Origin of the sequence: Acinetobacter pittii ATCC 19004 = CIP 70.29 (assembly GCF_000369045.1) — a bacterium.
Lineage (GTDB): Bacteria > Pseudomonadota > Gammaproteobacteria > Pseudomonadales > Moraxellaceae > Acinetobacter > Acinetobacter pittii.
On sequence record NZ_KB849796.1, the window covers coordinates 440,511 to 465,756 of the forward strand.

Genomic DNA, 25,246 nt, shown 5'->3' on the forward strand with positions numbered 1-25,246 from the left:
ATTTCATCTAAATTTCAGCTATAATTTAGCCCTTACTTCTCTTCTATAGCTGTTCATGCCTGAATTTTCTTTTTCTGATGCCCTCTTAAACTGGTTCGATCAACATGGTCGTCACGATTTGCCTTGGCAAGTTGCCAATGATCCATACAAAGTTTGGGTTTCTGAAATTATGCTACAACAGACTCAGGTAAAAACAGTTCTGCAATATTTTGATCGCTTTATGGAGCGCTTCCCGACTGTAGAAGCTTTAGGTCATGCAACTTGGGATGAAGTAGCACCTTATTGGGCTGGCCTCGGTTACTACGCTCGTGCCCGCAATTTGCATAAAGCGGCTGGTCTTGTCACGCAGCAAGGTAAATTTCCTGAAACGCTAGAAGAATGGATTGCACTACCTGGCATTGGTCGCTCTACCGCAGGCGCGCTCATGTCTTTAGGTTTACGTCAGTACGGCGTCATTATGGATGGCAACGTGAAACGCGTTTTAGCTCGCTTCTTTGCCATTGAAGATGACTTAAGCAAACCACAACACGAGCGTGAAATGTGGAAACTGGCTGAAGAGCTTTGCCCTACACATCGCAATCATGACTACACTCAAGCGATTATGGATCTCGGCGCAACCATTTGTACGCCTAAAAAACCGCTATGTTTATATTGTCCAATGCAAGCTCATTGTCAGGCTTATCAGCAAGGTTTAGAACAAGAGTTACCTTTTAAAAAGCCGAAAAAAACACCGCCTGTTAAAACAGCAGATGTTCTTATTATTCAGTGCGAAGATGAATGGTTCTGGCAACAACGTCAAGCTCATGGTCTATGGGGCGGTTTATTCTGTTTACCTATTTTAGAAAATGAACATGAACGACTGAGCTTAAGCCAACAATTTAAACTACAGCCTCAAGCACAAACTTTTCAGATCAGCCATAGCTTCACTCATTTCACATGGTTACTTAATGCTCACGTGTTCCACGTGGAACCTGATCAAAAAGAACATCTGGCTATTGAACTTGAAGGTCAATGGTTGAGTCAAGAACAAGCCATTGCCAAAGGTGTTCCAACCGCTATGAAAAAATTGATCTCGACAAGCCGTTCATGACATAGTGAGTAAAATAATTTTGATATGGCTGTGACAGGGAGTATTTTGTGCGACGTTTTGTTTCTCATTTCTCACTTGGTTTTCTGATTATTCTATTGGCTGCCTGTGCCAGTGCACCTAAAAAACCTGCCCCACTTCCACCTGCTCAAGTCATCAAACTCAAAAGTATGCAGCTTCCAAGTCGACTACCTGTACCTGTAAAAGGTATTGACCGTGATGAGTTAAAAGACACATGGGGAGCTGCTCGGAGTCAGGGCCGTAGTCACGAAGGAATTGATATTTTGGCTCCACGTGGAACCAAAGTGTACAGTGCAACCGAAGGACTCGTTGCAGATCTTCGCAATAACAACTTAGGTGGCAAAGTCATCTGGATTTTAGGTCCAGCCGGGACATGGCATTATTATGCTCATCTTGATGGTCACAAACGTGGCTTAAATGTGGGTGACTATGTCAAAAAGGGCGACCTCATTGGCTATGTCGGCAATACGGGCAATGCACGTTATACTTCACCTCATCTTCATTATGGTCTTTACTTAGATGGTAAAGGTCGTGGTGCTGTTAATCCTTATTCATATTTACGCTAGGAACATTTTATGTCGGAAGCGCTGATCAATCGCTTAGTAGAGTTTGCCGAGTCTGGCAACCAGCAAAAGATCATTTTAAATGGCAATAGCTATCAAGGCTGGATCATGGAAATCAGCGATGATGCCCTACTGATCAGTACCGGTTTTTCAGACAAAGTTGGCAAAGACTTTTGGCTAAAGTTTGAAGACTTAACACAAGCAGAACTGTATTATTGGGATACTCGCCCGAATGAATGGGTGCTATTTAAACTTTAAAATTCTAAGATAAATATAAGGAGCATTATCATGAAAACTCAACGTTGCGGATGGTGTTCCGACGATCCACTCTATATTGCTTACCATGATGAAGAATGGGGTAAACCCGAACACGACGAAGCACGATTATTTGAAATGCTCTGTCTTGAAGGTCAGCAAGCGGGCCTTTCATGGATTACCGTACTGAAAAAAAGAGAAAGCTACCGTCAGCATTTTTTTAATCATCCGATTGCAGACATTGCTTCATTTACAGATGATTTTTTAGAACTAAAATTATCTGATGCTGACTTAATTCGTCACTTTGGTAAACTCAAAGCCATTCGTGATAATGCTATTGCTTGGCAAGCGCTCAAAGCACAAGTCGATGATGTTCCTACATGGCTTTGGCAGTTTGTAGATGCAGCTCCACAAAACAATGATGTTGTAGATTATCGTAAGGCCCCTGCTCAAACCGAGCTGAGTGTAAAACTTTCCAAAACTCTTAAAAAGAATGGTTTCAAATTTGTTGGCCCAACCACCTGCTATGCTTTTATGCAGGCAGTAGGCATGGTCGATGATCATGAAAACGATTGTCAATTTAAAGCTTCATAACCCACCAGAACGGTTCAAAGCCGCTTAAGGAGTTTCCGATGAGCAATAATACGATTCAAGCTTATGCTGCAATGCAGGCAGGTGAAAAACTGGTTCCCTATCAATTTGACGCAGGTGAATTACAACCGCATCAGGTTGAGGTAAAAGTTGAATATTGTGGTTTATGTCATTCTGATATTTCTGTTTTAAATAATGAATGGCGTTCGACCGTGTACCCTGTGGTTGCAGGTCATGAAATTATCGGACGAATTGTTGCTTTGGGCTCAGAAGCCAAAGGTCTACAAATTGGACAGCGTGTCGGTATTGGTTGGACAGCTGAAAGTTGCCAAGCCTGTGATGAATGTATTGGTGGTCAGCAAGTACTGTGTACAGGTGGAAATGTTGCAACAATCGTGGGGCATGCTGGTGGCTTTGCTAATAAAGTCCGTGCAGGTTGGCAATGGGCCATTCCCCTCCCCGAAGATTTAGATGCTGAAAGTGCAGGTCCTTTACTTTGTGGCGGAATTACCGTTTTTGATCCACTACTCAAACACAAAATACAGGCAACGCATCATGTCGGTGTAATTGGTATTGGTGGTTTAGGTCATATAGCCATTAAGCTACTTAAAGCTTGGGGCTGTGAAATCACTGCTTTTAGTTCTAATCCTGACAAAACAGAAGAACTCAAAGCAATGGGAGCGGACCATGTAGTGAATAGCCGCGATACGGAGGCAGTAAAAGCTCAAAAAGGTAAATTCGATTTATTGCTAAGTACCGTGAATGTGACTCTAAATTGGTCTGCTTTTATTGCAACACTGGCACCAAACGGAACCTTACATTTCTTAGGCCTTACGCTTGAGCCTGTTCCTGTTTCTGTTGGCTCTCTTATTGGTGGTGCTAAGTCAGTGACTGGTTCACCTACGGGCTCACCTGCTGCGCTACGTCAGCTTTTAAAGTTTGCTGCACGCAAAAAAATTGCGCCTCAAATTGAGCTATTTCCAATGTCACAGCTCAATGAAGCAATTGAACGTCTACACTCAGGTCAGGCACGCTACCGCATTGTACTTAAAGCAGACTTTGCAGATTAAAACTAACTCGCTGTTTTAATCTGTTGCCGTGACCAGTCCGCTAAGTCTTTAATTGCTTGGCGGACATCTGCTGTTAACTCATGACCTGCATTTAAACGAATAAAATGCCGATAGCGTTCATCCTCCCCAAAAACATGCCCGGGAACTACGGTAATTCCGTGAGATTTTGCAGTGTAATAGAGCGCCAAACTATCTACGGTTTTAGGTAACTGCATCCATAAGGCATAACCCCCGTCTGGTTGACTCAGTGCAATTGGAATACCTTCAAAGGCATTTAAAATACAACTACGATACTCCTCGACTTGCCGCATCAAATTCGGTCTTAACTGCTCTAAATGCTCCCTGTAACCACGACTATAAATAAAATCAGCTAGGCCTAATTGTAGCGGTGTATTGACCCCTATATTACTGGCTACCAGCTCAAGCCTTAAATGTTGTAGCTTCGCACTTAAACAGAACCACCCTACCCGATACGCGCTCGACAATGACTTAGAAACCGATCCACACCAAATGACATAGCCTTCACGGTCCCAATAGCGAATAGGTAATGGTCGTTCACCACTGTAGCCACACTCCCCATAAATATCATCTTCGATAATAAAGCACTGATACTTTGCAGCTAATTCGGCAATCTTTTGTTTTTCTACATTACTTAAACAATATCCCAATGGGTTCTGATAGTTGGCTGTCATTAAGCAAACTTTAGCTAAACCTTGCTTCATAAATGATTCTAAGCGCTCAAGATCGATACCACGATGATGCGCTGGAATTTCAATAATCTGCCGTTTTAAACTTGCTATAAGCTGTAGTTGTCCATTAAAAGTAGGTGTCGGAATTAAAATACTATCACCTACTTCTGTTAAGTGTTGAATCACTAAAGACAAAGCAGGCATGCAGCCATTGGTAATAAAAATATCTTCTGCCGCGATAAAAATTCCATCTTCACGCCAATGATCAGATAACGCTTTTCTTAATTGCTCATGCCCTTGTTTATTACAATAAAGAAAGTCTTGAGGCTGACAATTTTTTAAAGCCCGTTGAATAGAACGACGTAAACCTTCCACAGGAATAAAATGAGGCGTTAACTGAATAGAGCCTAATGGTACAAGATGGCTTTGTAAGGCAGCTTCCTGAATTTGATTATGCAATTCCAGATTTGAAACTTGTCGAGGTAAAGACAAGAAATCTGGACTTTCAGGAATGGGGCTCGATTGTGCACGAGCAACCACAAAATAACCTGACTTCGGCTTTACATAAATAAGCCCCCTCGCCTCAAGTAACTCATAACAACTTTTTGCTGTACTTAAGCTAATACCATGCTGACGAGCAAAATCTCGTAAAGAAATAAGTTTCTGATGAGGTTTAAGCTCATCTTGATAAATACGATGTGCTAATTGATTGGCAAGAACCTGATATTGGAAAGTCATTCTGTGCTGCTTTTTTAAAAATTTCTGTATCTGTACTGGTTTATAGAACACCTTTAGGCTATAGAAATCAACTCAAAAAGTAGCAAAGTCATGAAATTAAAAGCTATATTGTTATTTACTATTGTTTTAGCTGGTTGCCAACAACAACCAAAAGATGAGCAGTACAGACATACTGTTTGCCAAAGCCTCATAGAAGGCTATTTAAAAATGACAAATCAACAAGACTATAAAATGGAGCAACGCACTGATGACGAGACCAGTACGATTTCTCATTATCAATATAAACGGAATAGCTCAAATGAAGTTGTAATGGTGAACTCGGTTTATTCGACTTTGTATTTTAGCTGCCGAGAACATCAAAAAAGCTATTTTCTATCTCAACATTCATCACAAGGACAAACGACCCCACTTTTAGAAGTTCATTTTCCAACTGACAGTTACACTACTTTTAGAGAGCGTTTTTAAAACCGTCTTTTAACTGTTCTGCCAAAAACTCAATAAATAAACGAATCCGTTTTGGTAGATGCTCTTGTTGATAATACACAGCATGGATGCTTTGATATTGATGTTCAATTTGGTCTTCGAATAATGCAATCAAACGTCCTTCTTGAATATCTTTCCAAATTTCAAATTCAGATAGTCGTGCAATACCATGGCCTCTAATCGTGAGTTGGCGTACCGTCTCACCACTAGAAGCTTTAATATTTGCTTGTGCAAAAAAATATTCATCGCCGACTTTAATCGGCCAGCTATTAATATAGGCAGGTCTGGTAAAACCAATCAGATCATGCTGTTCAAGCTGTTCAGGTTGTGTCGGTGTACCCTTAATTGCTAAATACTCAGGGCTTGCAACGATAAATAAGCGACTTCTACATACTAATTTGGCATGCAGACTCGAATCATTAAGTTCCCCAAACCGAAATGCCACATCGGTTTTTTGCTGTAATAGATCAATCACCTGATCATTACTATTGAGTTCAATTTCAATATTTGGATAGTACTCACGAAATTTATGCATTAACGGCGCAATCACGTGTAAAACAAACGGCGTTGCTGAATCAATGCGAATAAGTCCCGCAGTCCCCTGATCAGATTTTTGAAGTTCTTCTTCAGCCGCATTTAGCTCATTTAAGATTTTACGAGCCTTTACCAAAAACTGCTGCCCTTCTTGAGTGAGTTTCAATTTACGTGTCGTTCGTTCTAACAAAGTCACATCTAACTTAGCTTCTAGGCGTGTTAAAGATCGACTGACTCCTGAAGGCGTTTGTTTTAAATGTTCTGCCGCCGCAACAAAAGAGCCCGTATCAACGATTGCGATAAACGCGACCAGCTCTTCAATTGTCGATTTCATGTCTTATTCCATTATTGACTAATGATCAAAGATATTTTGCTTATTCATCTATTTTTTCGCAACAATAAAAAAAGCAAAATGCACATCAAGTTAAATGATTATTCAAATTTAGGTAAACACATGAATATCCCACGTTTTGGTCTAGGAACTTTCCGTCTTAAAGAACAAGCAGTTATTGATTCTGTTAAAACTGCTTTAGACGTAGGTTACCGTGTCATTGATACTGCTCAAATTTATGACAATGAAGCAGCAATTGGTCAAGCGATTGCCGAAAGCGGTGTATCACGTCAGGACTTATTTTTAACCACAAAAATCTGGGTAGATAATTTTGCTCAAGATAAGTTTATTCCAAGCTTAAAAGAAAGCTTAGAAAAGCTTCGTACTGACCATGTTGACCTCACATTGATCCATTGGCCAGCGCCAGATTTAGGCGTTTCGATTCCTGAAGTTATGCAGCTTTTACTTGAAGCAAAACAACAGGGCTTAACTAAACAAATTGGTATTTCAAACTTCAATATTGCACTTACCCAACAAGCAATTGACACAATTGGTGTAGAGCATATTGCAACGAATCAGATTGAGTTAAGCCCTTATCTTCAAAACCATAAACTTGTAAATTTCTTACAAGAGAAGAACATTGATGTCACTTCATACATGACTCTTGCGTACGGTAAAGTGCTTCAAGACCCAGTTCTCGCTGAAATTGCAGCAGCACATAAAGCAACGACAGCGCAAATTGCACTAGCGTGGGCATTGCAACGTGGTTTTGCAGTCATTCCATCTTCGACTAAACGTGAAAACCTGATTAGCAACTTAAAAGCACAGGATATCGAGTTAACTTCAGCTGAAATGCAAATGATTGCTGAGCTCGACCGCAACAGTCGTGAAGTTAGCCCAGAGCCATGGGCACCTGTTTGGGACTAAACTCATGAACACTCAATCAAATACGGCGTTCTCGTTATTGGCATTGGCAATTGGTGCCTTTGCCATTGGCACCACGGAATTCTCACCAATGGGACTGTTGCCGAATATCGCTAATGATTTAGGAATTTCAATTCCAACGGCCGGAATGTTAATTACGGGCTATGCACTTGGCGTCATGCTAGGTGCGCCTTTCATGACCTTGTGGTTTGGTGGTTTTGCACGACGTAATGCGCTTATTTTGCTGATGGCGATCTTTACGGTCGGTAACCTAATCGCAGCGTTTTCACCAAGCTATATGAGCTTATTAGGTGCTCGTCTCATTACAAGCCTGAACCACGGTGCCTTCTTCGGGATTGGCTCTGTTGTAGCGGCAAGCATTGTACCCGCACATAAACAGGCCAGTGCTGTAGCAACCATGTTTATGGGTTTAACCATTGCCAATATTGGTGGTGTACCGTTAGCAACATGGGTTGGGCAAAACATTGGCTGGCGTATGTCTTTTCTTGCGATTTCTTTGCTTGGCGTAATTACCATGCTCGCTTTATGGAAAGCGCTCCCACAAGGTATGGTTGCCCAAAAACCAAATGTGAAAGCTGAATTAAAGGTATTAACGCGTACTCCTGTGGTCCTTGCGCTACTCACCACCGTACTCGGTGCAGGTGCAATGTTTACACTCTACACCTATATTGCGCCAAGTTTGACTGAGTTTACCCATGCTTCACCGACTTTCATTACGTTCATGTTGGTGCTGATTGGTGTAGGTTTCTCAATTGGTAACCATTTGGGTGGACGTTTTGCAGATTTGTCTATCAACAAAACTCTGATTGGTTTCTTGGTTCTGTTGATTGTGATGATGGTGACTTTCCCAATTCTTGCGCAAAGCCAGATTGGAGCAGCCATTGCATTAGTGACCTGGGGTGCAGCAACCTTTGCTTTAGTACCACCTTTGCAAATGCGTGTAATGTCAGTCGCTCATGAAGCACCAGGACTTGCCTCTTCAGTGAATATTGGTGCGTTTAACTTAGGTAATGCAGTAGGTGCAGCAGCAGGCGCGTTAGTACTCGATCTAGGTTGGGGTTATAGCGCAGTATCTTTTGCTGGCGCATTGTTGGCTGGGTTAGGTTTGTTATTGGTTTTATTTCAAATCAAACGCGAAAGCAGCCCTGCACAAGCTTTACAGCAGTGTTCAGATTAATAAAAAAGCGCCTGATCTCAGGCGCTTTTTTTTTAAGCTATTTATTTTAAAATATCTGGTAATTTAGGGTGTTCATAAATCGGACTGGTTACTTCCCGCTTCATTTTGAGCAGCATCTGGTAAGGTTGCTGTTGAACAAACATATTTACAAAGCTCAACGGAATTGCACCAGCAGGATCAGCATAACCACTGGTCGTTACTTTCACCTTATTATTTGCAAGTTTCTGGAATGTCCAATCCCCTTCATAGCGTGTTAAGCGCACTACATCAGGTTGTATCGGATAATTTCCACTAATTGCAGTATTTTTAATTGTTACAACGCCATTTGCAGCCTTGCTCATTTTTCCTTTTACAACCACATCGCGATCTTTCAAAGGAAACGGAAAATCCAACACCATGTAAAGTGTGAACTCACCTTTTTTCTCATCTTGAGACAACATTTCAACTTTGCCCATATAAGGCACCCACTGGTCAGCACGATTTACATCTAAAATCACAGCGACAGCGCGTTCAAGTGGCACATCAAATGTCGTTTCAGCCTTATATTGAAAGACTGGATTATCAGTTTTTTGATAGGTCCAGACTTTAATATTATTGCGGTCTAAGCTGAGTTTAGCTTTTTCTGTAGAAGCAGCCCCCGTCCAGAGGCTGCTTAAGCAAAGAAGAGTGGTCAAGGCAATTTGTTTTTTATTCATGTTCTGCTCTATCTTGTTTTTCTCGCTACACATGGAATACGTACAGGGTTTTATACCTGTACGTCGTTCAATCCTAAAACATCTTTCATGTCATATTTACGCGCTTCACGGCCCACAACCCATGCAGCAGCTCGTACTGCACCAGCAGCAAAGTTCATACGGTTAGTCGCTTTATGAGTCACTTCAACACGCTCACCTTCACCAATAAACATGACAGTGTGTTCGCCAACGATGTCACCACCACGAATGGTTTCAAAGCCAATCGTTTGACGGTCACGTGGGCCTGTATGCCCTTCACGGCCATACACAGCAACTTCTTTTAAGTTACGACCTAAAGTATCTGCAATTGCTTCGCCCATCATTAATGCTGTACCTGACGGCGCATCTACTTTATGACGGTGGTGAGCTTCAATCACTTCAATATCTACTGTATCGCCAAATACTTTTGCTGCAAGCTCAAGTAACTTGATTGATACATTTACGCCCACTGAATAGTTCGCAGCGTAAACCACTGGGGTATGCGTAGCAACTTCGTCTAACTCAGCTTTTTGCTCATCTGACATACCTGTTGTACCAATAACCATGGCAACCCCAGCTTCACGACAAAGCTTTAAATGCTGAGCAGTTGCAACTGGTGCAGTAAAATCAATGATTACATCGCAGTCTTTAAGAACTTCTGCCAAGTTTCCTGAAACCTTCACACCCACTGAACCAATACCAGCAAGCTCACCTGCATCCGTGCCCACCAAACTACTTTCCGGACGCTCTACCGCAGCAGCTAATTGATAGCCTGCCTGTTGAACTGCTTGAATAAGCGTACGGCCCATACGACCGCCTGCACCTAAAATACCAATGCGTGGAGCTGCTGACATAATCTTCCCAATCTTCGGTTTTACGTAATTTACCTACTATATCAAAACTCTTTGCTCATCTTAAAAAGTAAAAATTATTTTTTGAGTTGGGACGAAATTTAATCTGTTTTCACAAAAGTTAAAGAATTGATCGGCAGACTACGGAGCCACGAATGAGAAAAAGATGACTATAAGGAGTTCAGCATGCATTCGAGAATTATTGGCTTTACAGTAATGATGGGGATTATGAGTTCAGTGGCATTTGCAGAGCCTGCAATCCAGCCAGGAGACACATTAGAAAGCTTATCTAAAGCGCGTATTACAACAAACGTAAATACTCAAACAGCAACGCCTACAGCTCAAACAAGCGATGCCAATGCTGAGGTTAAAGTTGAAGATATTGACCCAATTATTGGCGAAACAGCAGCAGAGGCACCAAAAGTAGCTGTACAGGCAGAAGCAGTAGCCGCACCAGTGATCGAAAATGCTCCTACTCTTGCTTCTAGCGAACCGACTGTAAGTGTTAATGATATTGATGTTGCTCTCCCTACAAAGTAAGCAGACGTAATTTTCTTTTAAGCAGAATAAAAATAATAAGATACATCAGCGCAATAAAAAGGCGGATATTTTATAAATATCCGCCTTCTTTTTAATTTCTTGTCTAATCAAGCATTAATCGAACAAACGATCAAAGAATGATTTTTTCTTTGGTGAGGAAGCACTGTCTTCGCCATCAAAAGAAGCTTGCAACTCTTTAAGTAATTCACGTTGGCGAGAATTTAAGTTGACTGGTGTTTCTACCACAATACGGCAGAGTAAATCACCCACCATGCTGCTACGTACTGGACGAACGCCTTTGCCACGTAAACGGAATAATTTACCTGTTTGAGTTCCCTCAGGAATTTTCAGGCTAACGCGACCTTCCAAAGTTGGAATTTCAATTTCTTTACCAAGTGCAGCATCAGCAATGCTTACTGGTACGTCCATATAAAGATCGGCACCATCACGTTGGAAAATTTCGTGTTCACGAACAACGACTTCAACGTATAAGTCACCTGATTGGCCATCACGAATTGCTTCGCCTTTACCACTCAAACGAACGCGGTCACCATTATCTACACCCGCTGGAATTGTAACTTCCAACGTTTGCTGGCGATCGGCAACACCTGAACCATGACATGCCTGACAAGGGTTTTTAATAATTTTACCTTGACCACGACACGTACCACATGTTTGTTGTACAGAGAAGAAACCTTGCTGCATACGAACTTGTCCTGAACCATGACAAGTTTTACAGGTTTCAACATCTTTTGGATTTTTAGAACCTTTACCATCACACACATCACATGGTGCTGGAGCAGTAAAGGTAATGGTTTTTTTCACCCCTTTTACAGCTTCTTCAAGGGTAAGTTCCATTACATAGCGTAAATCTGATCCGCGACGTTGACGCTGTTGACGTCCACCACCACCGAATGCGCCACCGAAGATATCACCGAACTGGCTAAAAATATCTTCTGCACTAAATCCGCCGAAGCCACCACCGCCTCCGCCAAAGCCACCTTCGAACGCATTATGTCCCATGCGATCGTACATGCTACGCTTTTCGCTATCCGATAAAACTTCATAAGCTTCAGCAGCTTCTTTAAATTTCTCTTCAGCTTCGGCATTGTCAGGGTTTCTATCAGGATGATATTTCATCGCCAATTTACGGTAGGCTTTTTTGATCTCATCATCACTTGCGGTTTTTGAAACGCCTAAAACCTCATAATAATCACGTTTAGCCATTTTTGGCGGTGCTCCTCACGGAATTTTATCAATACTCTATTGCCGACTAAATGGGGGACTTTAGCCGAATTTACAAGGGGGAAATGTTCAAAAAATAGATATATTAAAAAACTGCCTTATTTTTTAAATATTTAGACAAGCCTTTTAACCATGCATTTAATAGAAATAACCACGCAATAGCGCTAAAAACTACACCAGCAACTGTAGAGGCTGTGACCCAAAGATTGCTGTCCCATGCAAAGAAGAAGAGCGGAATAAACCAGACAACAGCAAAAATTGCCATAAATAGAAATAGAATCGCATTGCGCATAATCCATAGCGCATGCGCATGAATCCAAACTTCTGCATTATCTACAACTGCCACTTTACGAGCGACCAAATAAGCAAAGGCCGCAAAAATAACCGTAAACAATGCAAGAAACATGAACGCATAAGAAATTACTATATAGCGGCGATGCTGTTCGATATGGTCTTGCCCCATCTGTATTTCACCTCAATTCACTGCATTTTGCCTATTTTTTATGCAGTGAAATAATCCTGTATTTTTTGTGTAAAGACAGGTGCTACTATATTGGAGTTTTCAATATTTCGCACCTTTATTCACAAAAAATTTATGTATTTTATGCGGTTTTTTTCACCTTAAACCACGCTGCGTAGAGTGCAGGTAGGAAAAATAATGTCAGTAAGGTGGCAACAATCAATCCGCCCATGATCGCAACTGCCATCGGACCAAAGAAAATACTTCGCGAAAGTGGAATCATGGCCAAAACAGCGGCTAAAGCAGTCAAAATAATTGGACGGAATCGACGCACTGTCGCTTCAATAATTGCTTCCCAAGTTGGATGTCCCGCTTGTCGGTCCTGCTCAATTTGATCAATCAAAATAAGCGAGTTACGCATGATCATGCCAGAGAGCGCAATTGTGCCTAACATGGCCACAAAGCCAAATGGTTTGTTAAATAACAGTAAGAATAAAACAACACCAATTAAACCCAGTGGAGCTGTTAACAACACGATGGTCGAGCGAGACAAGCTTTTGAGCTGAATCATCAATAATGTCATGACCACTGCCAAGAAGAGGGGCATACCCGCATTCACAGAATCTTGCCCACGTGCAGACTCTTCTACGGTTCCACCCACTTCAATAAGATAGCCACTTGGCAATTCAGCACGTAACTTATCCATTGATTCAGCTAACTCACCCACAACGGTAGCAGGCTGTAAATTGGTACGAATATCTGCGCGAACAGTAATCGTCGGTAAGCGGTTACGATGCCAGATCAAACCATCTTCAAACTTATACTCAATCTTCGCGATTTGAGCTAAAGGTACAGTGGTTCCATTGTTCGTTGGCACAGCTAAGCTTGCCAGTGAAGCCACTTCAACGCGCTCTGCTTGGTCCCCGCGTAAGCGAATTTCAATAAGTTCACGTTTTTCACGATATTGCTCAATCGCACTACCAGTAATTGATGCATTAATAAAGTTTGCTAAATCCAGACTAGAGACACCCATTTGTCGAGCACGATCTTGATCAATTTGAATGGAAATGATCTTACTTGGCTCACCCCAATCTAAATGCACATTGGTGGTATTCGGGTTTTCACTCATTACTTTAGCGACTTGCTGCGCTTCTTTACGTACCAGATTTAAATCTTCACCTGACACACGATATTGCAATGGATAACCCACAGGTGGGCCATTTTCGAGTAATGACACACGAGTACGGACTTGTGGAAGTAACTGTTTAATTTGTGTTTCTAACGAACGACGGATGTCATCACGATCATCCAGTGATGAAGCAAGTACAACAAACTGTGCAAAGCTGGCTTGTGGTAATTGCTGGTCTAAAGGTAAATAAAAACGTGGTGAACCTGTCCCTACATAGGCCACATAGTTATCAATACCTTTTTGTTTAGACAGGAATTTTTCAACCTTTTTCACAGCTTGTTCTGTTGCTGTTAAAGAAGCGCCTTCTTCAAGTTTTAAATCGACTAAAATCTCGGCACGGTTTGAAGGCGGGAAAAACTGCTGAGGTACCATCTTAAACATCAGCACAGAGAGCACAAAAATCCCCACCGTCGTTGCAATCACGGTTTTACGATAGGTCACACAAAACTCGACCATCTTTCTAAAACGTAAATAGAAACTAGATTGATAAGGATCGTAATGATGGTCCTGTGAAATTGCCACAGTTTGCGGTTGCGGTTTTTTCGTTAATCTTGCCCACAAACGGACATACCAAGGGGCCTGATGTCCTAACTTGGTAAAATCGGGTAATAGCTTTTCACCTAAATAAGGTACGAATAAAACTGCCGCGATCCAAGACACCAATAAAGCAATGGTCACGACCTGAAAAATAGAGCGTGTGTATTCGCCTGTACTAGACTGAGCCGTAGCAATCGGTAAAAAACCTGCCGCGGTAATCAATGTTCCCGTGAGCATCGGAAATGCTGTAGTTTTCCACGCAAATCCAGCGGCTTTAATCCGGCTATAGCCCTGCTCCATCTTAATGGCCATCATCTCGACGGCGATAATGGCGTCATCGACTAACAGACCTAATGCCAAGATCAGAGCACCAAGTGAAATCTTATGCAGTCCGACATCGAATAAACTCATACCGGCAAAGGTCATTGCTAAAACTAAAGGAATAGAAAAAGCGACCACCAATCCCGTACGGAAGCCTAAAGAGAAAAAACTCACTAACAAGACAATAATGACTGCTTCAGCGAGTACCTTCACAAACTCATGAATACTGCGTTGTACTGCTACAGGTTGGTCAGAAACTTTTTGCAATTTCATGCCGAGTGGCAAGGTCTTTTGCAGTTGGGCAAATTCTGTTTCTAGATTTTTACCAAGGGCAATAATGTCACCGCCTTTACGCATCGAAACGGCAATGCCAATACCATTTTCACCCATGAAACGCATACGTGGTTGAGCAGGCTGACTAAAACCACGATAAACATCAGCAACGTCACCAAGCTGGATGGTTTTATCACCGACCAATAAAGGTGTTTTTTTAATTTCATCAATGTTTTGTAGATGACCACTTACTCTAATTTGAATACGGTCTGTACCCGTTTCAAAAAAGCCAGCACTTGCCATACTATTTTGCTTTTGTAAGGCTTCTTGAATCGCTGTAACTGGAATTCCGAGCTGTACCGCTTTAGTGTTAGAAATCTCAACCCATATTTTTTGGTCTTGTAGACCAATCAATTCGACCTTACTGACATCCTTGACTCGTTGAAGCTGTAATTGCAAACGATCTGCATATTCTTTCAAAAGTGCATAGTCAAAGTCTTTGCCTGTCAGTACATAAATATTACCGAAAGTGTCCCCAAATTCATCGTTAAAAAATGGGCCTTGTACACCGTTTGGCAGTTCATGGCGAATATCATTCACCTTCTTACGGACGTTATACCAAACGTCAGGGATCTGTGCCGATGTCAGCGAGTCCTTGGCAACAAACGTAACCATCGACTCCCCTGGGCGGGAGTAAGCCATAATCTTGTCATACTGCCCTGTTGTCATCAGTTCCTTTTCGATACGGTCAGTCACCAGCGTTGAAACTTCTTTCGCTGTTGCTCCCGGCCAATAGGTTTGTACGACCATGACTTTAAAGGTAAATGGTGGGTCTTCACTTTGTGAGAGTTTTGAATAAGAGATCGCGCCGATAATGCCAAGTAACAGCATAAAATAAAGGACGATACCTTTATTATTTAATGCCCATTCCGAGAGATTGAATTTCATGGTTGGATTGCTCCCTGAATTTTCACCGCACGGTTTTCACGGTCAATCGGGTGAATCTTCTGCTTATCGCGTAGCAAATGCACACCACCAATCACCACCCAATCATTTGGTGTTAAACCAGATAGCACGGGTACACTGTCTCTGCCATATGCACCAACCGTTACAGGTACTTTACGTAAAGTCTGATTCGCATTAACAACCCAGACATAAGGCTGATTATCTGTTGCTGAAACACTCGAAAGTGGCACACTCATCACGTTGGTTTGAGTTGAGGTAAAAAATACGCGTGCACTTTGTCCAAGTTGGATAACAGACTGCCCTTCTTTGAGTGCAACTTTCACTGTAAAGGTACGAGACTGATCCGCTGCCGGAGAAACTTCACGTACATATCCGGCAAACCTTTCATTCGGTTTAGACCACAAGGTGATCCAAGCGCCTTGACCAACTTTAATCTCGGTAACTGCTTGTTCAGGAACACCAATAACAACTTCACGCTCTCCATCAATTGCAAGTTGATAAGCAGCTTGTCCTGCTGCAACCACTTGTCCAATTTCTATATTTCGCGCAGTAATCACCCCGTTTTTGTTAGAAACGAGTTGGTTATAACCTGTCTGGTTAGCAGAAACCTCATAGTTAGAACGAGCTTGTTGTAGTGCTGCCTGTGCCGCGTCATATTGATTTTTTACCGTATCGAATTGCGAACGGCTCACTGCATTAATAGGGAGTAATTGTTGAAAACGTTTAAGTTCATCTGCTGCTGTTTTTGCTGAAGCCTGTGCATTATCCAGTTGGGCTTTAGCAGCATTTAATTGTAACTGAGCATCTGCCACATCGAGTTTTGCTAATACTTTTCCAACTTTAACTCGGTCGCCTACATCCACATAGCGCGCCGTAACTTGTCCACCAACCCGAAATGCCAAAGCCGTTTGTTGTCTAGCCTGCACATCCCCTGCATAGCTTTTTTGTTCATTGAGTGTGGTTAATGGCTGCGCCACCATCACATAGGGTATTTCTTCTGTTTTGGGTGCTTCTTTACTGCATCCCATTAATGTGACCGTACAAACAATCACCATACTCATGATGAGAGGTTTTAACAGATTCATATCTTATCGCTCTTATTCAAACTGATTTTTTAAGGCACAATATGCTTGCATCATAATTTGTTTGTTTTTTAATTAATATACCTACGAGTACATTAATTAAAAAAAACTTATAAATATTTATTTTTCTAAACTTTTATTAGAGGGTTTTGTGCAAACAGTTAATCAAAGTGGTCGCCCCAAAGATCTGGAAAAGCGTGCTCGTATCCTACAAGCCGCGAAAGCTATTTTTTTAAAATCCGGTTATCACGGTACTAGCATGAACCAGATTGCACAGGAAGCAGGCGTTACTAAACTCACGGTTTATAACCACTTTCAAGATAAAGTGAACCTGTTTATCTGCGCGATTACGGAAACTTGTGAAGAGACACTGTGCACTAAACAATTTGACTTAGATACATCGGCAGACTTCTATCAAACACTCTTTATTGTATGTTCACGTGCCTTACAAATTATTTATTCACCTGAAGCATTAAAGCTTGATCATGTATTGTTGGAGCTTGCAGCCGAACAGAACCCACTCGCCCTACAGTTTTTTGAAGCTTCACATACACGAATGGAGAATCAATTAGCTGAGTTTTTTCAAAAAGCTGCTCAATTAGGTTTCATTCAAGCCGATGATCCGATCTATCAAACAGAACTGCTTTTGACCTTATTGCTTGGTGTACGCCATCACAAGGTTTTACTGGGCATTACTGCTGCCCCAAATGCACAGGAGCTAGAGCAAATTATTCGCGACGCAATTAATTTATTCTTGCTCAAATATCGGAATTAAACCAAAGTCCGATTGTCAAAAGTTGCGCTGAGTGCATGCCAGCTTTTAAGACACTACAAGCGAATTAAATGTTATTTTTTAAGCAAAAATTCACATTTTCTTACGCTCAAAGCTTGGAATGTTTGTTAATCGCGCTATATTCGATAAGAATAAGAACAGGAGAAAATAGCATGGTTCAGCAAATCGATGCGCCACTGCGTGAGGATGTCCGCTTACTTGGTAATTTGTTAGGTGAAACCCTAAAACAACATGCAGGACAAGAACTGTTTAATCAGATCGAGCAAATCCGTGCTCTTGCCAAAGGTGCACGTGATGGTCAAGCTGAAGCCGAAAAGCAACTAGAACAATTATTTTTAGAACTGCCCGATGAAGAGTTACTTCCTCTCACCCGCGCTTTTTCTCACTTCCTCAATTTTGCCAATATTGCCGAGCAATATCATGTGGTCCGTAGCCGCAGACAGGCAGAGTTTGATTCGGATGCAAACTCTCCTAATCCGCTTGTTCACTTATTTCAAAAATTTAAAGATAAAAGTATTTCAACAGAAAAACTATTCCAGCAAATTTGCGATCTTAAAATTGAGTTAGTACTTACGGCGCACCCAACTGAAGTGAGTCGTCGTACCCTCATTCAAAAATATGATGATATTAACGCATGTCTCTCACAGCTTGATCAGCAAAAACTTACCCCACGCGAACGCCAAAATGCACTTGCGAATTTAAAGCAACAAATTAGTTCGGCTTGGCAAACAGATGAAATCAGACAGCACCGTCCAACTCCAGTCGATGAAGCAAAATGGGGATTTGCCACAATTGAGCAAACACTTTGGAATGCTGTACCTAAATTCATTCGCGAGTTAAATGAATTAGTTCAAGAAAACTGCCAACTTAATTTACCACTGAATATTGCACCAGTACGTTTCGCATCTTGGATGGGCGGAGACCGTGATGGCAACCCAAATGTTACCCATCAAATTACCCAAGAAGTGCTGTGGTTATCACGCTGGCAAGCTGCCGATCTCTATTTAAGAGATATCGAAAACTTACGTTGGGAACTTTCAATCCAGACGTGTTCTGAAGAAATGATTCAGGCAATTGGTAGCCAACATGCAGAACCTTATCGTGAATATTTACGTGCTACACGAGAGCGTTTAAAAGCGACTCGACACTGGTTAGCTCAGCGTTTACAAGGCTTAGAAGCAGACGACAGCAATGTCATTAAAAGTAAAGACGAACTCTTACAGCCTTTATTGCTGTGCTATCGCTCTTTAATCGACAGTAACCTACCTGAAATCGCGAATGGTCAACTACTCGACTTTATCTACCGTGTGAACTGTTTTGGTATTGAACTACTTAAACTCGATATTCGCCAAGAATCAGGTCGTCATCGTCAAGCCATTTCAGCAATTACCGAATATTTAGGTTTAGGTAATTTTGAGTCATGGACCGAACAAGCGCGCCAAAATTTCCTCATTCAGGAATTACAAAGTAAACGTCCACTTTTACCGAAATATATTAATGAACCTGAAGGCAGTTTAATTGGTCACCCAGATGTACAAGAAATATTTGCAACCATGCGTACTTTGGCAGACCAACCACCTGAGTCTTTAGGGGCTTATATTATTTCTATGGCTGAATATCCAAGTGATGTTTTAGCTGTATTGTTATTGCAAAAAGAAGCCGGTATTCAGCATCCTTTACGTGTAGTGCCTTTATTTGAGACTTTAAAAGACTTAGATGGCGCAGCAACTACCATGAATACGCTGTTCAATATGCATTGGTATAAACAGCACATTCAGGGTAAACACGAAGTCATGATCGGTTACTCCGACTCAGCAAAAGATGCCGGTTTTATGTCTGCCAACTGGGCGCAGTATCGTGCTCAAGAAGAGCTAACTGCAATTGCTCAAAAACACGGCGTACAGTTAACGCTATTCCATGGCCGTGGTGGTTCAATTAGTCGTGGTGGTGCTCCAACACAACAGGCACTATTTTCACAGCCGCCTGGTTCGATCTCTGGTGCAATTCGTGTCACAGAACAAGGTGAAATGATCCGTTTCAAATTCGGTTTAGAAGGTATTGCCATGCAAAACCTTGAAATCTATACCGCAGCAACGCTTGAAGCGACATTATTACCACCACCAGAGCCTAAGGCTGAGTGGCGTGAAATTATGAACCGTATGACTGATCATTCTGTTAAGGTTTACCGTCAAACTGTTCGTGAAAACCCTCACTTTGTGAAATATTTACGTACCGTCACTCCTGAACTTGAATTACAAATGTTGCCATTAGGCTCGCGTCCTGCAAAACGTAAAGTGAGTGGCGGCATCGAGTCTTTACGTGCGATTCCATGGGTATTTGCTTGGACACAAATTCGTTTGATGTTGCCTGCATGGCTAGGTACAGGTGCTGCCATTAATGAAGTGATTGCCGATCAGCAAAAAGCAACGCTTGATGAAATGCTCCAGCAATGGCCTTATTTCCAGACGCTTATTGATATGCTGGAAATGGTATTGTCTAAAGCCGATGCCAACATTGCACTCTATTACGAATCTCATTTGACTGAAGATGAAGATTTAAAAGTGCTCGGTAATCAATTACGTCAGCGCTTAAAAGATGCTGTTGAAACACTACTTAAATTGAAAGATGAATCAAAGCTTCTTAGTAACAACGAAGTTCTTGATCAATCAATGCAGGTTCGTAAACCATACTTACTTCCTTTGCATCTTTTACAGGCTGAACTCATGAAGCGTCGTCGTGATTATCTTGCTGAGCGTCAGGCAGAACACACCCCTGTTGACCATGCACTTATGGTGAGTATTGCGGGTATTGCTGCGGGTTTACGCAATACAGGTTAAGCTGATTTTACCAATTGTTTTATAAAGCAGTGCATCTCGATGTGCTGCTTTTTACTTGCAAAGTTCTTTATTTTTCTTAAATTTTCTCCGATTTTCTATTTTTTTGAATATTTTTTAAAAATCATAAAATTAATATTTATGAGAAAAAAATAACTAAATACGCACATTTAGTTTTTTTAAAATTATACCAATCGTTAAAAAATAACTACTTTTCACTCATATACTTCTCTCTAAAGATTAAATGCACTCACAAGAAAGAGTATCATGGCAGCAATTAAAGAATAATGAGCTTATTTTATGTCCAATTGGTTTCCAAAATGGCAGCCTTACCAAGGTGATATTGACCATCGGCCAGTCTCTACCAATGAATATCTCCCACCCGTTCAAAGTGCTGTTTTGGGTATTCAACATGCATTTGCCATGTTTGGAGCAACTGTTTTAGCACCTTTACTCATGGGTTTTAATCCTAACCTTGCTATTTTAATGTCTGGTATCTGTACCATCCTGTTCTTTTTAATTACAGGTGGTCGTGTTCCAAGTTACTTAGGATCAAGTTTTGCCTTTATTGGGGTGGTTGCAGCTGCAACTGGGCATATTACAGGTTCAGGTGCCAATCCAAATCTATCTATGGCTTTAGGTGGAATCGTAGCATGTGGTGTTTTTTATGCCATCATCGGTTTTATTGTCATGCTCACGGGTACACGCTGGATTGAAAAACTCATGCCGCCTGTGGTGACTGGTGCCATTGTGATGATTATTGGTCTGAACCTTGCACCTGTTACGATTAAAGGTGTTGCAGGCCAACCATTTGAAATGTGGATGGCCTTAATTACCGTACTTTGTATGGGTAGTATTGCAGTCTTTACTCGTGGCCTGTTGCAACGCTTGCTTCTGTTGATTGGTTTGATCTTGGCTTATGTGATTTATGCCATCACCACCAATGGGCTAGGTTTAGGTAAACCAATCGATTTTAGCCAGATCTCACAAGCCGCATGGTTTGGGATTCCAAGCTTTTCGCATCCTACTTTTGACACGAATGCTATGCTAATTATTGCGCCAGTTGCGCTTATCTTAGTAGCAGAAAATCTAGGACATATTAAAGCTGTTGGCGCGATGACTGGTGAAAACCTGACTCCACAATTAGGTAAAGCATTTGTTGCAGATGGTTTGGCGACAACATTATCTGGTAGTGTCGGCGCTCCAGGGATGACTACTTACGGTGAAAACATTGGTGTGATGGCAGTCACTCGTGTGTACTCAACCATTGTTTTCGTCATCGCAGGTGTCTTTGCAATTTTCTTAGGTCTATCTCCAAAATTTGGCGCGGTAATTAGTACGATCCCAAGCGCAGTTTTAACAGGTGCATCTATTGTCGTGTTTGGTTTAATTACCATTGCCGGTGCAAAAATCTGGATTGAAAACAAAGTTGATTTTTCTAACAATAAAAATCTAATTGTAGCTTCGGTCACGATTATTTTAGGTGCTGGTAACTTTGAATTATTGTTTGGTAATTTCAATTTAGGTGGTATTGGTACCGCAACTTTTGCAGCCATTATTTTAAACTGGCTGTTTAGTTTAAAAGATAAAACCTAAATTCAAAAAGGCAGCGCAAGCTGCCTTTTTTTATTACGATTTAGTATGATGACTTTTTAGCCTTCAACACGTTCCCTGTCATGCGTTTTGATTTTTTTGATTTACAGCTGGTTCTTCATATTGTCTCTACGGGTAGCCTAACCAAAGGTGCAGACCGCTCTGCAATTTCACTTCAAGCTGCCAGCGAACGCATTAAAAAACTCGAACAATATTTTGAAACGCCCTTATTTATTCGCCACACGACGGGAGTGGAGCTCACCACAGCAGGACACGCTTTTGTAGAGCATGCGCGTCAGCTTATGACACAAAAAGAGCAGCTTGAACAAGAAATGCAGCGTTTTAGGCCGCCTACAACAGAGTCATTAACGCTTTGGTGTAACTCTTCTGCTCAAAGCGAATATTTGCCTCCGTTATTACCGCAATATTTGGTGCTTCATCCCGAAATGAACATTGATTTACACGAGGCAGAAAGTTCAGAAATTGTAGAGGCATTAACGCAAGGAGTTGCAAATCTTGGGCTGGTCTCAAGTTTTTTTGATACCAGACATTTGCAAACTAAGGAATTTGCTAGTGATCCATTAGTTCTGATTTGTCCTCCTACTCACAATTTAGCTCAATACCAAGAGCTGAATTTGGTAGAGGCTTTAAGTTATGGTTTTATTGGTCTTAAGCCCCACCATTCGTTGCAACAGTCCATCGAAACTCAAGCTAAGCTATTGGGCTTTAACATACAGTACCGTTTGCGCTTACCTAATTTTGGTGCGATTGCGGAAGTAGTCGCCAAAGGTGTCGGAATTGCGATTATGCCGGCTCGTGCTGCCCAGCGTTTGCAATCGGACTATGACTTTCATTCCATTCAACTACTAGGCGCGTGGGCAAATCGTAAACTGCTTTTGGCCACACAAAATTTTAATCAGCTACCTAATAGTTATAAACAATTTTCAGATTTTTTATTGCAACATCGCCCTTAAAAATTAGCTTAATGCAAAATCATATAAAGCCCTAATGATACCAAACCTATAAAAAAGATACGGCGAAATAACTGCTCATTTAACCGATAACGGATTTTTTTACCTAACCACATTCCAACGAGCGCTGCCAACAATGCAGCGAAAGATAAACGATAATCTAATGTCATTCCCGACATCGGGTTGTGGTGTAAAAAGACTGCAAGACAAATGGTAGAAACAGTAAACGTTAGTCCAAAAGCCTGAACCAACTCATCACGCTTTAAATGTAAAGACTGCAAATAAGGAACGATTGGAATAATAATGACACCAGTTGCTACAGTCACTGCCCCGCCGATATATCCAATAATCGGTGATAGCCAACGTTCATACTTCCCTAAGTGTGGAATTTTCTTCACGCACAGACCATAGAGTCCATATAAGGCCAACATGCAACCTAATAAAATTTCACTACTATGCCCATGACTTTGGCTTAAAGTGGGTAGAAAGCTCCATATAGAACCTACTATAATGCCGACAAGCAACGTCCAGAAACGGCGAATAAACGCCCAGACATGCCCTTCAGCAAAAAGTTGCCAGACATTGGTGACCATTGAAGGAACTATCAGAAGAGAAGCTGCCTGAAAAGGGCTCATTGCAATGGTGAGTAAGCCCATCGATACCGCGGGCAATCCTAAACCGATCATGCCTTTAATCATGCCAGCGAAGGCAAAGACCACTATAATAATTGCTAAAAAAGTCACTGTTTATCTCCGATTCCTTAAAGGATATGCTACGGAAAAAACAGGTACTGCCCTATTCTTGTTTTTAGTAGTAGGCCTCAATTAAAAGTTGAGGCTGTTTTATATTTTTCTTCTAATACATTGCTAAAAATACTTTCAATCATCCACACACGATACAAGCTATTAAATACGTAGGTCTGACCATCAATACGCAATTCTAAAACCGGTAAATCGGGCTGATGTTTATCTTTACACAAGACATCATTTTGCGCCAAAACAGATTGCACATCTTGGTCGGTTAGCTGCTCAATCCCAAGTTGCTGCTGTAACTGTTGAAAATGTTTTAAGAAAGATAAATCTTTTCCTTTCGTCCAAACTGCCTGTAATATTGTGAAAATCGTATCGATTTGCTGATTTTCTTGCACACTATAGAAAAGCTTTGCCATCTCTAATGTACTTTCCTCAGTAGGGCGACAAAATGGCGTAAAGGCCACACCTGTTCGTTTAGAAACACGAGTCGCCAAACTCCAGTCAAACCAGTCTCGACCTTGATAACTTAAAGGGTAAACTTTTAGTTGAATATCATAATAATCAGCCAGCTCTTCTTTAATATAAGCAAGTAACAACCAGCTCATTGGATCTTCTAAAGCAATATAAATATCAAGCTCAGGATGAAGTGTTTGAATCTCGGTGAGTGCCTCAGCATCATTAATCAAATGTTCACGCCATTCGATATGATTAATTAAAAAAATTGGATTCCCAGTCAGTAACTTTTGCTGCTTCAGACGACGAGTCAAACGTAATAAATCGTCTACTGCGTGATATTTACGTCCACCAAATTCAAAGTATGCCGCAGGTACAGGCTCATCCGTAAAAATGCGTTCTGAAAAATGTTGAGGAAGCTGATGTTTAACTGCCATGGCATGTAAAGTTCGCAACTTTCCATATTGTTGCTGCCAAAGCATGTGGAAAATATCTTCTAATAGATGGAAGAAGTTCTGACCTTGTAATGGGGTTCTTTTTAATATGACTGCCGCTTGTTTTAAAGATTCTGGGCTTGGGATTTCTGGAAATTCATCAAAGCCGAAACGATGTTGTTTGGCTAATATCTTGGCATCATTTAGACAATAATTTTGCCACTCTTCATGCGACATACTGTTTGGAGGTTCAGAAGCCGTATGCGAAATAATAATTTTTAAAGGCTTAAGTTCATCACTTAAAATTTCATCTAGCTGAGACAATTGCTGAACAGCCAAATAGCTATACACATCATCAAGTCGTAAATAAATACTTAAACCATTTTCCGTGGGTAACACCGCTTGACGAGAAGGCTTTTGGTAAAACCAGCTCGATCGAATAGGGTCAAACCAACGGCGTAGCAGTGACATGAGTTGTGCCTCTAAAAAATAAATCCTAAGCGAGATCAAAGATTGTTTTGATCATAGTGCAAGGTAAAACAGTAGTCGAGATTGAAATATAACTACCTTAGTTTACGCAGAAAATAAGTCATGTTTTTAGCAAGTTTCTACGTAGGTGAAGATTTTATCACCATTTTATGGCAAACCCATAGAATGATCTAAAAACACCTTTTTCTACAAGCTGATTTTTTTTACCAGACATGAAAAATGCACCCTTAACATGATAGCAATTCATCGTGTTAAAGGGTGCATGA

General features: G+C 41.2%; 23 protein-coding genes. 13 read left to right on the forward strand and 10 right to left on the reverse strand.

Annotated features, from left to right (window positions below; translation table 11 throughout):
• Positions 1–55 precede the first annotated feature (55 nt).
• From mutY to ahr, 5 genes are read left to right on the forward strand one after another with little or no spacing between them, the layout of a single operon-like run.
• On the forward strand, positions 56–1,090 hold the full coding sequence (gene mutY, locus F928_RS18540) for an A/G-specific adenine glycosylase (RefSeq protein ID WP_002119190.1): 1,035 nt from the start codon (positions 56–58) through the stop codon (positions 1,088–1,090).
• 47 nt (positions 1,091–1,137) lie between these two features.
• On the forward strand, positions 1,138–1,674 hold the full coding sequence (gene lytH, locus F928_RS18545) for a M23 family metallopeptidase (protein ID WP_002119177.1): 537 nt from the start codon (positions 1,138–1,140) through the stop codon (positions 1,672–1,674).
• A gap of 9 nt (positions 1,675–1,683) precedes the next feature.
• Positions 1,684–1,929 (forward strand): hypothetical protein, encoded by a 246-nt coding sequence (locus F928_RS18550; RefSeq protein ID WP_001287364.1) that lies wholly within the window; start codon positions 1,684–1,686, stop codon positions 1,927–1,929.
• A 30-nt stretch (positions 1,930–1,959) separates the two neighbouring features.
• The gene (tag, locus tag F928_RS18555; RefSeq protein ID WP_005078777.1) at positions 1,960–2,520 is read left to right on the forward strand and encodes a DNA-3-methyladenine glycosylase I; all 561 of its coding nucleotides are present in this window, start codon (positions 1,960–1,962) and stop codon (positions 2,518–2,520) included.
• Between the two features lie 38 nt (positions 2,521–2,558).
• Positions 2,559–3,587, forward strand: a complete 1,029-nt coding sequence (ahr, locus tag F928_RS18560; RefSeq protein WP_002119108.1) for an NADPH-dependent aldehyde reductase Ahr — start codon at positions 2,559–2,561, stop codon at positions 3,585–3,587.
• Between the two features lie 2 nt (positions 3,588–3,589).
• Here ahr and F928_RS18565 read toward each other — a convergent pair whose 3' ends face one another.
• Complete coding sequence (locus tag F928_RS18565; protein ID WP_002119260.1) at positions 3,590–5,014, reverse strand: aminotransferase-like domain-containing protein; 1,425 nt, start codon at positions 5,012–5,014, stop codon at positions 3,590–3,592.
• Positions 5,015–5,104: 90 nt separating this feature from the next.
• Between F928_RS18565 and F928_RS18570 the strand changes: the two genes are divergently transcribed.
• Complete coding sequence (locus F928_RS18570) at positions 5,105–5,479, forward strand: hypothetical protein (protein WP_002119227.1); 375 nt, start codon at positions 5,105–5,107, stop codon at positions 5,477–5,479.
• Here the strand turns inward: F928_RS18570 and F928_RS18575 are convergent.
• A complete protein-coding gene (locus F928_RS18575; protein ID WP_002119144.1) occupies positions 5,463–6,365 on the reverse strand; it encodes a LysR family transcriptional regulator in 903 nt (300 codons plus the stop codon). The genes F928_RS18570 and F928_RS18575 overlap by 17 nt on opposite strands.
• Before the next feature lie 120 nt (positions 6,366–6,485).
• Between F928_RS18575 and dkgB the strand changes: the two genes are divergently transcribed.
• Together dkgB and F928_RS18585 are read left to right on the forward strand one after the other, a co-directional pair.
• Positions 6,486–7,289: a 2,5-didehydrogluconate reductase DkgB gene (gene dkgB, locus F928_RS18580; RefSeq protein WP_002119273.1), complete on the forward strand. Its 804-nt coding sequence runs from the start codon at positions 6,486–6,488 to the stop codon at positions 7,287–7,289.
• Positions 7,290–7,293: 4 nt separating this feature from the next.
• Positions 7,294–8,484, forward strand: coding sequence for an MFS transporter (locus F928_RS18585; protein ID WP_002119209.1), 1,191 nt, complete (start codon positions 7,294–7,296; stop codon positions 8,482–8,484).
• A gap of 41 nt (positions 8,485–8,525) precedes the next feature.
• Here the strand turns inward: F928_RS18585 and F928_RS18590 are convergent, their stop codons facing one another.
• Both F928_RS18590 and dapB read right to left on the reverse strand, forming a co-directional pair.
• Positions 8,526–9,179: an START domain-containing protein gene (locus F928_RS18590; protein WP_002119284.1), complete on the reverse strand. Its 654-nt coding sequence runs from the start codon at positions 9,177–9,179 to the stop codon at positions 8,526–8,528.
• Positions 9,180–9,229: 50 nt separating this feature from the next.
• Positions 9,230–10,051 carry a 4-hydroxy-tetrahydrodipicolinate reductase gene (gene dapB, locus F928_RS18595; protein WP_002119175.1) on the reverse strand — a complete coding sequence of 274 codons (822 nt, stop codon included), beginning with the start codon at positions 10,049–10,051 and terminating at the stop codon, positions 9,230–9,232.
• A gap of 183 nt (positions 10,052–10,234) precedes the next feature.
• Between dapB and F928_RS18600 the strand changes: the two genes are divergently transcribed.
• Positions 10,235–10,588 carry a hypothetical protein gene (locus F928_RS18600; RefSeq protein WP_002119225.1) on the forward strand — a complete coding sequence of 118 codons (354 nt, stop codon included), beginning with the start codon at positions 10,235–10,237 and terminating at the stop codon, positions 10,586–10,588.
• 114 nt (positions 10,589–10,702) lie between these two features.
• Here F928_RS18600 and dnaJ read toward each other — a convergent pair whose 3' ends face one another.
• From dnaJ to F928_RS18620, 4 genes are all read right to left on the reverse strand, one after another.
• On the reverse strand, positions 10,703–11,815 hold the full coding sequence (gene dnaJ / locus F928_RS18605; protein ID WP_002119101.1) for a molecular chaperone DnaJ: 1,113 nt from the start codon (positions 11,813–11,815) through the stop codon (positions 10,703–10,705).
• Positions 11,816–11,918: 103 nt separating this feature from the next.
• Positions 11,919–12,296 carry a membrane protein gene (locus F928_RS18610; RefSeq protein WP_002119294.1) on the reverse strand — a complete coding sequence of 126 codons (378 nt, stop codon included), beginning with the start codon at positions 12,294–12,296 and terminating at the stop codon, positions 11,919–11,921.
• Positions 12,297–12,435: 139 nt separating this feature from the next.
• A complete protein-coding gene (locus F928_RS18615) occupies positions 12,436–15,561 on the reverse strand; it encodes an efflux RND transporter permease subunit (protein ID WP_005078784.1) in 3,126 nt (1,041 codons plus the stop codon).
• Positions 15,558–16,664, reverse strand: coding sequence for an efflux RND transporter periplasmic adaptor subunit (locus F928_RS18620; RefSeq protein ID WP_002119161.1), 1,107 nt, complete (start codon positions 16,662–16,664; stop codon positions 15,558–15,560). The genes F928_RS18615 and F928_RS18620 overlap by 4 nt, the downstream gene beginning before the upstream one ends.
• A 148-nt stretch (positions 16,665–16,812) precedes the next feature.
• Here F928_RS18620 and F928_RS18625 point away from each other — a divergent pair, with 148 nt between their 5' ends.
• From F928_RS18625 to F928_RS18640, 4 genes are all read left to right on the forward strand, one after another.
• Entirely contained in the window at positions 16,813–17,436 is a 624-nt protein-coding gene (locus F928_RS18625; protein WP_002119184.1) for a TetR/AcrR family transcriptional regulator, read from the forward strand.
• Positions 17,437–17,606: 170 nt separating this feature from the next.
• The gene (gene ppc, locus F928_RS18630) at positions 17,607–20,291 is read left to right on the forward strand and encodes a phosphoenolpyruvate carboxylase (protein ID WP_002119237.1); all 2,685 of its coding nucleotides are present in this window, start codon (positions 17,607–17,609) and stop codon (positions 20,289–20,291) included.
• Positions 20,292–20,588: 297 nt separating this feature from the next.
• Positions 20,589–21,884: a solute carrier family 23 protein gene (gene ycdG / locus F928_RS18635; RefSeq protein WP_002119102.1), complete on the forward strand. Its 1,296-nt coding sequence runs from the start codon at positions 20,589–20,591 to the stop codon at positions 21,882–21,884.
• 80 nt (positions 21,885–21,964) lie between these two features.
• The gene (locus F928_RS18640) at positions 21,965–22,855 is read left to right on the forward strand and encodes a LysR family transcriptional regulator (protein WP_002119266.1); all 891 of its coding nucleotides are present in this window, start codon (positions 21,965–21,967) and stop codon (positions 22,853–22,855) included.
• Between the two features lie 8 nt (positions 22,856–22,863).
• Here F928_RS18640 and F928_RS18645 read toward each other — a convergent pair whose 3' ends face one another.
• Positions 22,864–23,595, reverse strand: coding sequence for a sulfite exporter TauE/SafE family protein (locus F928_RS18645; RefSeq protein ID WP_002119192.1), 732 nt, complete (start codon positions 23,593–23,595; stop codon positions 22,864–22,866).
• 77 nt (positions 23,596–23,672) lie between these two features.
• The gene (locus F928_RS18650) at positions 23,673–24,962 is read right to left on the reverse strand and encodes a hypothetical protein (RefSeq protein ID WP_002119229.1); all 1,290 of its coding nucleotides are present in this window, start codon (positions 24,960–24,962) and stop codon (positions 23,673–23,675) included.
• Positions 24,963–25,246: the final 284 nt, after the last annotated feature.

Excerpts from the sequence above, each read along its gene's own strand:
- mutY (WP_002119190.1), top strand. The coding sequence starts at position 56 with ATGCCTGAATTTTCTTTTTCTGATGCCCTCTTAAACTGGTTCGATCAA.
- F928_RS18550 (WP_001287364.1), top strand. The coding sequence starts at position 1,684 with ATGTCGGAAGCGCTGATCAATCGCTTAGTAGAGTTTGCCGAGTCTGGC.
- tag (WP_005078777.1), top strand. The coding sequence starts at position 1,960 with ATGAAAACTCAACGTTGCGGATGGTGTTCCGACGATCCACTCTATATT.
- ahr (WP_002119108.1), top strand. The coding sequence starts at position 2,559 with ATGAGCAATAATACGATTCAAGCTTATGCTGCAATGCAGGCAGGTGAA.
- F928_RS18565 (WP_002119260.1), bottom strand. The coding sequence starts at position 5,014 with ATGACTTTCCAATATCAGGTTCTTGCCAATCAATTAGCACATCGTATT.
- F928_RS18570 (WP_002119227.1), top strand. The coding sequence starts at position 5,105 with ATGAAATTAAAAGCTATATTGTTATTTACTATTGTTTTAGCTGGTTGC.
- F928_RS18575 (WP_002119144.1), bottom strand. The coding sequence starts at position 6,365 with ATGAAATCGACAATTGAAGAGCTGGTCGCGTTTATCGCAATCGTTGAT.
- dkgB (WP_002119273.1), top strand. The coding sequence starts at position 6,486 with ATGAATATCCCACGTTTTGGTCTAGGAACTTTCCGTCTTAAAGAACAA.
- F928_RS18585 (WP_002119209.1), top strand. The coding sequence starts at position 7,294 with ATGAACACTCAATCAAATACGGCGTTCTCGTTATTGGCATTGGCAATT.
- F928_RS18590 (WP_002119284.1), bottom strand. The coding sequence starts at position 9,179 with ATGAATAAAAAACAAATTGCCTTGACCACTCTTCTTTGCTTAAGCAGC.
- dapB (WP_002119175.1), bottom strand. The coding sequence starts at position 10,051 with ATGTCAGCAGCTCCACGCATTGGTATTTTAGGTGCAGGCGGTCGTATG.
- F928_RS18600 (WP_002119225.1), top strand. The coding sequence starts at position 10,235 with ATGCATTCGAGAATTATTGGCTTTACAGTAATGATGGGGATTATGAGT.
- dnaJ (WP_002119101.1), bottom strand. The coding sequence starts at position 11,815 with ATGGCTAAACGTGATTATTATGAGGTTTTAGGCGTTTCAAAAACCGCA.
- F928_RS18610 (WP_002119294.1), bottom strand. The coding sequence starts at position 12,296 with ATGGGGCAAGACCATATCGAACAGCATCGCCGCTATATAGTAATTTCT.
- F928_RS18615 (WP_005078784.1), bottom strand. The coding sequence starts at position 15,561 with ATGAAATTCAATCTCTCGGAATGGGCATTAAATAATAAAGGTATCGTC.
- F928_RS18620 (WP_002119161.1), bottom strand. The coding sequence starts at position 16,664 with ATGAATCTGTTAAAACCTCTCATCATGAGTATGGTGATTGTTTGTACG.
- ppc (WP_002119237.1), top strand. The coding sequence starts at position 17,607 with ATGGTTCAGCAAATCGATGCGCCACTGCGTGAGGATGTCCGCTTACTT.
- ycdG (WP_002119102.1), top strand. The coding sequence starts at position 20,589 with ATGTCCAATTGGTTTCCAAAATGGCAGCCTTACCAAGGTGATATTGAC.
- F928_RS18640 (WP_002119266.1), top strand. The coding sequence starts at position 21,965 with ATGCGTTTTGATTTTTTTGATTTACAGCTGGTTCTTCATATTGTCTCT.
- F928_RS18650 (WP_002119229.1), bottom strand. The coding sequence starts at position 24,962 with ATGTCACTGCTACGCCGTTGGTTTGACCCTATTCGATCGAGCTGGTTT.